This window comes from Enterobacter cloacae complex sp. P14RS (genome assembly GCF_014895895.1).
Taxonomy (GTDB): domain Bacteria; phylum Pseudomonadota; class Gammaproteobacteria; order Enterobacterales; family Enterobacteriaceae; genus Enterobacter; species Enterobacter bugandensis.
The window spans coordinates 1-11,110 of the sequence record NZ_JADBQM010000011.1 but is presented as its reverse complement, the minus strand read 5'-3'; the positions used below and the strand labels follow the sequence as shown (position 1 = coordinate 11,110).

General features: G+C 50.3%; 10 protein-coding genes. 6 read left to right on the top strand and 4 right to left on the bottom strand.

Features of this window, described 5'->3' with window-relative positions:
- Positions 1–17 precede the first annotated feature (17 nt).
- Together IM295_RS09345 and IM295_RS09340 are read right to left on the bottom strand one after the other, a co-directional pair.
- On the bottom strand, positions 18–1,412 hold the full coding sequence (locus IM295_RS09345; protein WP_126817931.1) for an MFS transporter: 1,395 nt from the start codon (positions 1,410–1,412) through the stop codon (positions 18–20).
- 45 nt (positions 1,413–1,457) lie between these two features.
- Entirely contained in the window at positions 1,458–2,546 is a 1,089-nt protein-coding gene (locus IM295_RS09340) for a cellulase family glycosylhydrolase (protein WP_193066591.1), read from the bottom strand.
- A gap of 185 nt (positions 2,547–2,731) precedes the next feature.
- Here IM295_RS09340 and IM295_RS09335 point away from each other — a divergent pair, with 185 nt between their 5' ends.
- On the top strand, positions 2,732–3,739 hold the full coding sequence (locus tag IM295_RS09335; RefSeq protein WP_193066590.1) for a LacI family DNA-binding transcriptional regulator: 1,008 nt from the start codon (positions 2,732–2,734) through the stop codon (positions 3,737–3,739).
- Here IM295_RS09335 and fosA read toward each other — a convergent pair.
- On the bottom strand, positions 3,725–4,150 hold the full coding sequence (gene fosA / locus IM295_RS09330) for a FosA/FosA2 family fosfomycin resistance glutathione transferase (RefSeq protein ID WP_193066589.1): 426 nt from the start codon (positions 4,148–4,150) through the stop codon (positions 3,725–3,727). The two genes, IM295_RS09335 and fosA, sit on opposite strands and share 15 nt — an antisense overlap.
- Positions 4,151–4,349: 199 nt before the next feature.
- Here fosA and trpS point away from each other — a divergent pair, with 199 nt between their 5' ends.
- Positions 4,350–5,354, top strand: coding sequence for a tryptophan--tRNA ligase (trpS, locus tag IM295_RS09325; RefSeq protein WP_193066588.1), 1,005 nt, complete (start codon positions 4,350–4,352; stop codon positions 5,352–5,354).
- A gap of 574 nt (positions 5,355–5,928) precedes the next feature.
- A complete protein-coding gene (locus tag IM295_RS09320; protein WP_048961085.1) occupies positions 5,929–6,300 on the top strand; it encodes a hypothetical protein in 372 nt (123 codons plus the stop codon).
- Positions 6,301–6,358: 58 nt separating this feature from the next.
- Here IM295_RS09320 and IM295_RS09315 read toward each other — a convergent pair whose 3' ends face one another.
- A complete protein-coding gene (locus IM295_RS09315; protein ID WP_193066587.1) occupies positions 6,359–6,826 on the bottom strand; it encodes a SymE family type I addiction module toxin in 468 nt (155 codons plus the stop codon).
- A gap of 300 nt (positions 6,827–7,126) precedes the next feature.
- Here IM295_RS09315 and IM295_RS09310 point away from each other — a divergent pair, with 300 nt between their 5' ends.
- The 3 genes from IM295_RS09310 to IM295_RS09300 all read left to right on the top strand — a co-directional run.
- Positions 7,127–7,999, top strand: a complete 873-nt coding sequence (locus IM295_RS09310) for a phosphorothioated DNA-binding restriction endonuclease (protein WP_193066586.1) — start codon at positions 7,127–7,129, stop codon at positions 7,997–7,999.
- Positions 8,000–8,157: 158 nt separating this feature from the next.
- A complete protein-coding gene (locus tag IM295_RS09305; RefSeq protein ID WP_193066585.1) occupies positions 8,158–9,342 on the top strand; it encodes a DNA cytosine methyltransferase in 1,185 nt (394 codons plus the stop codon).
- Between the two features lie 72 nt (positions 9,343–9,414).
- Positions 9,415–11,110 (top strand): ATP-binding protein (locus IM295_RS09300; protein WP_193066584.1); only part of this gene is annotated, 1,696 nt, incomplete at its 3' end.

The following is an 11,110-nucleotide window of genomic DNA, read 5'->3' as shown; positions in this document are numbered from 1 at the left end:
GCAGGCGTCTGAAGCGATTAATTGACCGATACCGGGCGGGTCAACGCCTCATCCACGATGCCATTCTGCTCGCTCCCCCGCCTGCGCTCCGCCAGCAGCCGACAAACCTCCGCATGCTTCTCCTCGGTAAAGGTAAAGCGCGACATAAAGCCCATGCGGATCAGCGACCCAATCGCCGGCAGCAGGCAAATCCCAAAGAACAGCCCCGACAGCACGCCTTCGCTCTGGATTTGCGCCTGCGGCACGTAGCCGATCATCGTCAGAAACACGCCAATAAGCCCGCCGCCCACCGCTACCGACATCTTGCCGGTAAAGGTCTGTCCGGAGAAGGTGATCGCCGCGCAGCGCTTGTTAGTGTGGTACTCCGCGTACTCGATGGTGTCGGCAATCATCGACGAGGTGAGGATGTTGGTCATCATCACGAACAGGGTGCTCAGGCCGAGCAGAATAAACAGCATCGTCACCTGCTGATATCCGACAAACCACATCACCACGCGCACCGCCACGTCCAGCCCGCAGAGGATCATAAACAGCTTCCGCTTCTGCATCCGGCGCGTCAGCATCGGGGCGACCAGGCACAGCACCGCCGCCACAATGCCCATCACGCCAATCGCCATCTGCAGGCTGCCGTCGCCCAGGTTGTTGATAAAGAAGTAGATATACAGCCCGCCCGCCACGTTGTGGAACACGCAGAAAAAGAACGACAGCAGGACGATAAACAGCGGCTTGTTCTGGCGCAGGTTGTGGAAGGTGTCGCGAATGGTCACCTTTTCCGGGCTCGGCGGAACACGCTCTTTGATCTGCATAAAGCCGTTGAGCATCAGCGGCAGGCCCACCAGCATCATCACCAGCGCCGCCATAAAGTAGCCTTTATCGTTGCTGTACTGGGCGAAGAACGCCGCCAGCTTCGGGAAGAAGATATTGGCGCAGGCAATCCCGGCGTTCACCCCGAGCATCGCCGCCGTCACCGCGCGGGTGCGCTGACCGGAGTCGTTGGTCATCACCGACGACATCGACCAGAACGGGATATCGGAGATGGCGTACAGCGTCCCCCACAGGATATACGTCACCCCGGCGTAGAGGATTTTGGTGGTCATGTCCGCTTCGATTTTATAGAACGACAGCAGCGTGACGCCGGTAATCAGCAGCGGCGCGATCAGCAAAAAGTGGCGAAACTTGCCGAACCGGCTGTTAATGGTGTCCATTATGCTGGCAAACAGCGGATCGTGAACCGCGTCCCACGCGCGGGCAATCAGGAAGATGGTGCTCGCCGCCAACGCCGAGATCCCCAGCACGTCGGTGTAAAAATAGTTAATAAACGAACCCACTAAACCAAAGCTAAAACACTGACCTAAACCATAGCCAAAATAAGACCACAACTCGCGAGACGGTATTTTCATTGTCGTTGCCATAGTGCGTACCTGGTTGCCCGGCGACAGCGCGCCGGGTCGTTATTATTAGCCCTGAGGATTCGGGGCGATCTTGCGCAACTGCTGCATCAGGGCGATTTCACGGCGCGAGAACGGAATGCCGTTCTCCTCAAACACGTCGTGGAACCAGAGGCGGCAATAGTCCGTGGACTCCTTCATCACCACCGGCCACGGCAGCCACGTCTGGGTTTTGCCGCGCACCAGCCCCCACTGATACGGCGCAACCTTCGCCATGTACATCAGCGGAAGCTGCTCTTCAATCGTGCTGCCCACGTGGCGCGCCAGCCATTCGGTGCAGAACAGCGGGCGACCGAGCTTTTGCAGCTGCTGAATCATCGCCGTCATGCGCCCCGTGTGGGTGTAGGCGTGGAAGCTCACCACGTCCGAGAGCGCCAGCGCGGTCTGGTCCAGCGGGTGCTGGAAGAACGTCTCGCCCTCCTCTTCCGGCGGGACGCGCCACGCGCAGACGGTGAGCGGCTGGGTCGGGTCTTCTTCACGCACCCACTGGAACGCCAGCTTCATCAGCGCGTGGGCGCAGGTCTCCAGCTTCGCGTCGTACTGCACCTCCTGCGTGCCCGTCGCGAAAATGCCGCGGTTGCCCGGCTCGTTATACAGATCCCACAGCAGCACGCGCTTATCGTCGCGGAACTGGCGGACAACGTCGCGGATATAGCGTTCAATGTCTGCCCAGCAGTCGGGATCGCACACCTTATCGCGACCGGGGCTCGCCGCCGCCTGGCTGTTGTGCTTGCCCGGCACGGGCGGCTTTTGCGGGCCGAGGTACGGCTCGTCACCGGAGAAGCCGCAGTCGTCCATCAGGGTCAGCATGGTGCTGAACCCGTGACCGTCGGCAATCGTCAAAAAGCGGTCGATGCGCGCCATCAGCCCGTCGCGGTCATGCTCCCAGACGATAAACGGCAGGTTGATGCGCAGGGTGTTATAGCCCGCCTCCGCCGCCCAGCCCAGCTCGCGGTCAATGGTTGCGGCATCGAAGGTCTCTGCCTGCCAGATATCGGTCCAGTTCACCGCCGTCGACGGCAAATAGTTAAACCCGCACAGCCAGCCTTTCTGCTCATACCACGCCTGGGCCTGCTCCCTGCTCCACTGCTCTTTCATTACGCATCCTCTTACTGATAATATTTAGCTAATAAATATTAGTTGCGGGATATATGCGCAAATCACGGCGTTCTGAAAAGCGATGCCCCTCACAAAGTTCACGCTTCGATGAATGAGAAACGTGATCGACGGCGCTAAAGCGTGCGGTTAGGGTATGATGCGAAGTCGCGAAAGGGAGAGGACGGATGAAGCGAAAAACAAAAGTGACGATGAACGATATTGCGCGGGCGGCAGGGGTGTCGCAGGCAACGGTATCGCTGGTGCTCAACCAGTCCCGCAACATCAAGCTCAGCGACGACACCCGCCAGCGGGTGATTAACGTTGCCACCGAGCTCGGCTACGACCGCCTCCCCGCCGTTCACGCCCCGCGCAACCAGGAAGAGATCGCCCTGCTGGTCAGCTCGCTGCAGAGCTTTGACCCGTTTATCGACGCCATCAGCCAGGCGCGGGAAGCGGCGTGGCGCAACGAGACCCTGCTCACCGTCTACGACTACGGCGACGACATCGAGCTGGCGCTGAACATTATCCGCCAGCTCGAGAAGCGCAACTGCATCGGGATTATTCTCGCCTCTCCGGTCACCACGCTGGTGGACATGACGGCGTTTCACGACTGTACCCGCATCCCGCTGGTGCTACTCAACCAGCGAGACCCCGGCTCGCCGCTGCTGCCGTCGTTTATCCCGGACGACTACGCCAACGCATTCCAGGTGACTAAACACCTCATCGCCTGCGGGGCCACGCGCATCGCCCACATCACCGGCGAGAGCTGGATGGAGGCCTCCCGCCAGCGTCTGGCGGGCTACCGGGCGGCGCTACAGCAGGCCGGATTAGCGTGCGACGACGGCCTGGTGCGTCAGACCAACTGGCAGTTCAGCGAGTCCTTTACCGCGACCACGGCCCTGCTGGAACTGGCCGAGCGCCCGGACGACATCTTCTGCGCCAGCGACTGGCTGGCGATTGGCTGCTATCAGGCGCTGGCGGTGAACGGCGTGCGCATTCCGCAAGACATGCTGCTGGCTGGCTACGACGACCAGAAGATCTCCGAGCAGCTCACCCCGCCGCTGACCAGTATCCAACTGCCCTACAGCGAGCTGGGACGGCTGGCGGTGGAGTACCTGTGCAATCAGGAAGATGCCGCCACGCACGTGACGCTGGCGGGCAGGCTGAAGGTGCGCGCCTCAAGCCTCGTTTGAGGTAAACACCATGCCCGCGTAGGGCTTCTCGCGACACGCCGCCAGCCGCGCGGCGAGGCTGCCCACGTGCAGCTCCAGCTTGTGCCCGTCCGGGTCGAGAAAGTAGAACGATTCCCCCTCGCTTTTGTTCTGCTTCCAGACGGTGACGCCCGCCTGCTCAAGCCTTTGCGAGAACGGTTCAAAATCCGCTTCCGCCACGGTAAACGCGTAGTGGGTATAGTCGCTCTCCTGCGGCGGCACATACCGGCGCGCCTCGTCGTACGACAGGCAGATCCACAGATCGCCGCAGGTGAGATAGGCCCCGGTATTCCAGCGGGCGTGCAGCGTCAGCCCCAGCAGTTCGTGCCAGAAGGTGACGCTTTTTTGCAGGTCGCTGACCGCGAGGGTCAGGTGGTTGAGTGATTGCAGCATGACGTGCCCTTTTGTTTTTCGCGCCGGACGTGGTACGGTAAAAGCATGAACATAAACCACGCCGTCCTCACCGTAAACCGCTGGTGGCTGCCTTCTTAAAGGCGGCACGGAGTAGTTTTCCCCATTTTCAGATAGCCGCCGAAAGGCGGCTTTCACTTTTCTAAGACCCCTTTCGGCATTACAACGTTAAGGAGTCTTTATGAACACGCAAACCATCCTCACCGGCGATCGCCCAACCGGCCCGCTGCACCTCGGCCACTTTATCGGATCGCTGCGCCAGCGCGTGGCGCTCCAGCACACACACAACCAGTTTGTGCTGATTGCCGACCTGCAGGGGCTGACCGACAACGGCAGCAACCCGCAAAAAATTCGCGACAACATCCCCGAAGTGCTGGCCGACTACCTCGCCGCCGGCATCGATCCGAACCTGACCACGATCTGCCTGCAGTCCGCCCTGCCCGCCCTCGCCGAGCTGACGATGCTGTATATGAACATCGTCACCGTCGCCCGCGTGGAGCGTAACCCGACGGTGAAAAACGAGATTGCGCAGAAGGGCTTCGCCCGCTCGCTGCCGGTCGGGTTTATGGCCTACCCCATCAGCCAGGCGGCGGACATTACCGCGTTTAAGGCCGAATGCGTGCCCGTCGGCGACGACCAGCTGCCGATGATTGAGCAGACCAACGAGATTGTGCACAAGATGAACAGCCTGCTGCCCGCCCCTGTGCTGCGCCACTGCAAGGCGATGCTGAGCGACACTAGCCGCCTGCCCGGCATCGACGGCAGCGCCAAGATGTCGAAATCGCTCGGCAACACACTGCACCTTTCGGCCAGCGAAGAGACCATTCATCGCGCGGTCAGCGCGATGTACACCGACCCGAACCACCTGAAGGTGAGCGATCCGGGGCAGATTGAGGGGAACGTGGTGTTTACGTACCTCGACGCGTTTCATCCGGACAAGGAGAAAGTGGCGGAGATGAAGGCGCACTATCAGGCTGGCGGGCTGGGTGACCGGGTATGTAAGAACGAACTGGAGGCGTGTTTGCAGGAACTGATTGCACCGATGCGGGAGCGGCGGACGATGTATATGCAGGACAAGGGGGAGCTGATGGCGATGCTGAAACGCGGGACGGAGCGGGCGCAGGGGGTGACGCAGGAGACGTTGAGGGAGGTGAAGGTTGGGCTGGGGGTGCCGGTGTTTAGTTAAGGTAGATTTAGCGGTGGAGTGCGTGGGATTGGCATGAAGCCGCTAACTTGATTATTGCGTAAATAAGCAAGGCGCAATAAATGCTTAAATGCATTATTAGCCATTGTCGTTTGTCATTCTGTTGAGAGCGCTATATTCATAGACTCTTTTTATTTTAAACGTCACGATAACTGTTATGAGCAAGTTTATTATTTCCATGCTGAATACGTTACTTTGTGTTTTTGTAATTGTGTTATGCCTCATATACGTGGGCGTCACTGATAACTGGAAAGAATGCGCTATAGCTATAATCATCACTTTAGGATGCGCACATTTCATGGCCGTTTTACTGAATCGTGTATTGCCTCATAAGTTATCTATCTTAGAAGGAATACTGGAATTATTGGGAGGACCACTATTAGTTATAGGCGCAATTGTGTGCTTTGATGTATTCGAACCCTGGCCGTTAAAAATCATTGGGATGTTTGCGTGGATTGTTTTTATTTTCTTTTTACCTTCAATAATCAGTCCCAGGCGTTAACTCGATCTGTTAATCAATATCTACGTCATTTCTTCACCCACGGAATCCAACATAATGTACCCCACTCTTTCGCAGGTCATTGAGGTTGTACGTCAGTCCTCGGGACATCATCGCAAGCGCATTGATGAGAACACCCTAATCGAAGCCGACCTCGATATATGCGGCATGGATGGCGATGCCCTGATAGAAGACTGCGAGGAAGCGTTTGCCGTTACGCTTGTCACTGAAGAAGATGGCTATGAGAAAACTTTTTCCCTCGCTGAAAACGAGTTTCTTTTTAGCACCGAGGGCATAGATTACTTTGGTATCTGCCGCTTGATTCGCAGGTTGCGAGGCATTCAGGAACCGGTGATACACGATTTAACCGTTGGCGAGCTTCATGCTGTGCTGGTTAAGGCAGTTAAAGAACAGGTAGATCATGATTGAGTTATTTTTAGCATAGTGCGGGCATGTGCTCATATGCCCGCACTCGTTAGTCTTAAGTTTAAACGGCCTTCCCACTCCCACGCTTAATCACCGGAACATCACCTGTATCATTCAGCGCTCCCGGAAAGGTCTTCAGCCACTGGGCGACTTTCTGCTTATTAATATTCACCACGCTCATACCCTCCAGACATCCCCATAATTCTCTTGTATGCTGTGGTGTAATCACAATGCAGTCTTTCATGGCGCGGATTTTCACGGGCATGCCGTTGATAAAGCCAGCACGGGTTAACCACTCGCCGCCCAAAAGAAGATATTTCATGTCTATGCGTGCATACAGTTCGCAGCAGGCGGCACTGTCCTGCGGCGTTTCCGCTCGGGGATGGACGGGCGCCGCGTTAGGCGGGTTGCCGTGAAGACGGCGGGCGCTGTTTTTGCGTACCAGCTCGCGGTTTTCAATCACGCCGGTGAAAGCGTCTGATTCTGTTTTGCAAACAGTAAACTCTGGCTTAAAATCCGTCGCAGCCATTTTCAACTCCTCTATAGTTGTTTGTGGTTAGCGGTATGGGGGTGTTGCAGCACCTTCATATCGCGAATTCCTCGTTAAATATTCTTCGATATATCCTTTGCCGTTCGGCGTAATTTCTGGTGCTCATTATACAGGGCTGAGTATAAATACAGCGGTTTTGGGTGGGGTAAATTTGAAATTTGCGAGGAGGATTCAGGAAATAAGGTTGTGTGCGGTAAGGTCATGTTTTTGTTAATTGTGGGTTGATTGGTCTGGGTTTTGCGAGCATCATCGCAATTATTTACCTTGTTCCGTAACGCGATGGCTTCCAGCAAAACTCTCGAACAGGCAATTGCCGATATCACCATCTGGCGCAAAGGCGAACAGCGTGCGCCGCATAAACCTTTATTGCTTCTGTACGTGCTGGCGAAGTATCAGCAGGGGCATGCGCGACTGTTTGATTACGGAACCGAGGTACACGAGCAGCTTCTTAGCCTGTTAGAGCGCTTTGGCCCACAGCGGAAGGCGCATTATCCGAATATGCCTTTCTGGCGGCTTAAGGGGGATGGGTTTTGGGATCTGAAGAATACTGAGTTCTGTTCGACCACTGGCAGTAAGCAACCGCCCGTTAAAGAACTTGTGGAACATAACGTCGCAGGCGGGTTTGATGAAGAACACTATGCGCTACTGAGTAAGAACAAAAAAATGATCGGCTCGCTGGCGCAGCAGATCCTTGAAGCGCACTTTCCTGAGAGCATTCAGGAGGAGATCGCGGATGAGATGGGTTTTGATATCCAGCAGATCCGTAAGGTTCGCGATCCGCTGTTCCGCCAGCAGGTGTTGCGCGCATATAACTATGAGTGCGCTATTTGCGGGTTCAACATGCGGCATGATAACGCCTCTGTAGGACTTGAAGCTGCACATATTAAGTGGAAGCAGTTTGGCGGACCGTGTGAGATCCCGAATGGACTGGCGCTGTGTGCGATTCATCATAAGGCGTTTGATAAAGGATCGATTGGGCTTGATGAGAGTATGCGGGTGCTGGTGTCCGAGGCGGTGAATGGAAGTGGGATTGTTGGGCGGTTGTTTTGGGATTTTGCCGGGAAGCAGATTACGTTGCCGATGGTGAAAGGGAATTATCCAAGGGAGGGGTTTGTGGAGTGGCATCGCAGGGAGGTGTTAAAACTCAATTAGATCGTCCATTTTCAATCAAAATCTTATAGTTGATGATTTAATGCTCAAAAAAAATCATTAATATTCAATAAGTTAAACTGAACCAAGGAATGCCTGATTATTGATTTTAAAAGACCTTAGTGTACAATGCATAGGTTTATAATCTTTTTTGGACATTTATGAAAGCATTAGATTTATTTGCAGGCGCAGGGGGATTTAGTTTAGCAGCCCATAGCATCAATTCTTTAAGTGTCGTTGCTGCCATAGAGTTCGACAGGGCTGCTGCACATACCTACGAAATGAATTTAATCAACCGTCTTAAACATCAAACAAAGTTATTACAAGAAGATATACTTTTGGTTAATCCGAAAGAGCTTAGACAACAATTAAATTTAAATAAAAAAGAACTAACCATCATTCTTGGTGGCCCACCTTGCCAAGGTTTTTCTAGCCACAGAATTAAAGATTCAGGGGTAAATGATCCCAGGAATAAATTACTACTTAGATATTTTGATTTTGTATGTGAATTTCTTCCTAAGGCATTTCTCGTCGAGAATGTTGCCGGTTTACTATGGGAACGGCACAGTGATTATCTCAAAGAATTCAAAGAATTAACGTCCAAGAATGGTTATACTTTAGTTCATTGTGATATCGTAAATGCCAGGGATTACGGTGTTCCCCAAAATAGAAAGCGCGTATTTATTTTAGGTATAAGGAATGATATTTATAATAAAGAAACTAATTTTCCTTTTCCGCCTCCAGCTACCCACTTTAATCCCAATGCCAGCTCAGGCGAAGGAAAATCAATAAAAACATGGAGAACAGCTTCTTGTGTGTTTCCAAAAATTAGCAATGAAATTCTTGAAAGATATATTGAAGAATACTTTCTTCGTAAAACTAAAATATCCTCTGATGTCGCGAGAGTGCTTCTTAATAATTTAGAATACGAAAGCAAACCAATCCCTGAAGATGACCCTTGCAATATTCATATGATTCCTACACAAAGAATGGAGGAACGTTTTAAAGCAACTATTTTAAATGGTAGCCGAACAGATGCTGGCGAAGAATTTCAATTAAAATGTCATTCAAATGGTTATGAAGGACATAAAGATGTTTACGGGCGCATGATGATTCATCTCCCTTCTAATACAATTACAACTGGTTGCCATAATCCTTCTAAAGGAAGATTTGTCCATCCATGGGAAAATCACGGTATCACCTTAAGGCACGCCGCCAGGTTACAAACCTTTCCAGATGATTTTATTTTTATAGGCAATTCAACAGAACAAGCGAGACAAATTGGAAATGCGGTTCCTCCTGAGTTGGGTACTGCGCTCATAAAATATATATTACAAAACCTATGATGTAAAATATCATATATAAGTTGCTTAAAGGGAATAGCAAAATATTATTTAATTAATTATATGAGGACGAAAATGGTTATATCAGCAACGTTTCAGACAAGAGCAAGGACGATTGATCACTTAGGTCGAGAACAAATTGCGGATTGCCCAACGGCCATATCAGAGCTTTGGAAAAATGCTTATGATGCCTATGCTAGAAATGTTTCACTAAACATTTTCGATGGCAATATCCCTGTAGCTACGTTAGTGGATGATGGGCATGGGATGTCGATCGATGATGTAGTAAACAAATGGTTGACAGTTGGGACCGAATCCAAAGCAACTAATAACCATGTCCCATTAGAGGATAAAAACGGAATACAGCAAGATAGGGTTAAACAAGGTCAAAAAGGTATTGGTCGTTTATCATGTGCAGCATTAGGATCGTTAATGCTGTTAGTTTCCAAAAAAATAAATAAACCATATGTGGCTTGTTTATTAGACTGGAGACTTTTTGAGAATCCTTATTTAATGTTGAATGATATAAATATACCAATAACTGAGTTCGATACTAAGGAAGAATTATCACTTATTTTACCCAGCATGTTTGATGCTTTATTAAGCAATGTGTGGGGTTCTGGTAAAGACAGGCTACGAGATGAAAGAATCGAACAAGCTTGGAGATTATTTTCAGAACTAGAAGAGAGGGAAAAGAAAGAATCAACTAAAAACTCAATTGAGAAAACTGTCATCGATGCTTATTTTGATGAAAGACATTTTTTATCATGGCCGGTCTGGGGTAAAAATGAGGAACATGGAACAGCAATGTTCATTGCTGGTATCCATGATGATTTGATTGCCCAATTATCTAATGATTCAGGTTCCGAAGCTGAAGGTAGTGAAGTAAGAGCAAAAGAAAGATTTATTCAGACTCTTAACAGTTTTGTGAACCCTTTTAGAAGAGATAATGAAGAGAAAATCACAGATTTTCAAACTAGTGTAATTGCATGGAATGGCGATCTTCAACGTTTTATTATAGATGAAGTACGTAACTTTGATATATCAAATTTTGATCAATTAGAACATATTGTCGAAGGGGATATTGACGAAACTGGACTTTTTAAAGGGAGGGTTAAAGCTTTTGGGGATTGGTATGAAAATATTACAATCAAACCTAAAACTGCCTATAAGACTAGAAGAGACAGTCGATTTGGCCCATTTTTCTTACGAATTGGCACATTTGAAATTTTAAAGAAAAATACCACGTTATCAGATGAACAGCATGCAACTTTTGAATCCACTCGGGATAAATTCGGTGGAGTTATGGTGTTTAGAGATCATCTTAGGGTGATGCCATACGGACGAGAAGACAATGATTTCTTTGAAATTGAAAAACGCCGTACTAAAAACGCGGGTATGTATATGTTTAGTAACAGAGCATGCTTCGGCGGCGTTTGTATAACTAAAAATGACAATCCCAATTTAAGAGATAAAGCAGGCCGAGAAGGAATTATTGATAATAAAGCGTCTAAACTTTTTAGAGAAGTAGTAGAAAATATTCTAATTGAAGTCGCAAAAAAATTCATTGGCCGTACATCAGGTATTCGTGAAGAGAAATTAGAAGAGATAAACACTAAATATAATGCACAAAAGGCCGATGATGATCGTAAAAAATTACTACGAAAAGAACAAAAACGAATCAAAAATGCTATTCAGAAAGATATAAATAATTTATTAAACCTACGAAATGAACTTTCAGGCATTATGGATCATTTAAGCAATAATGAAA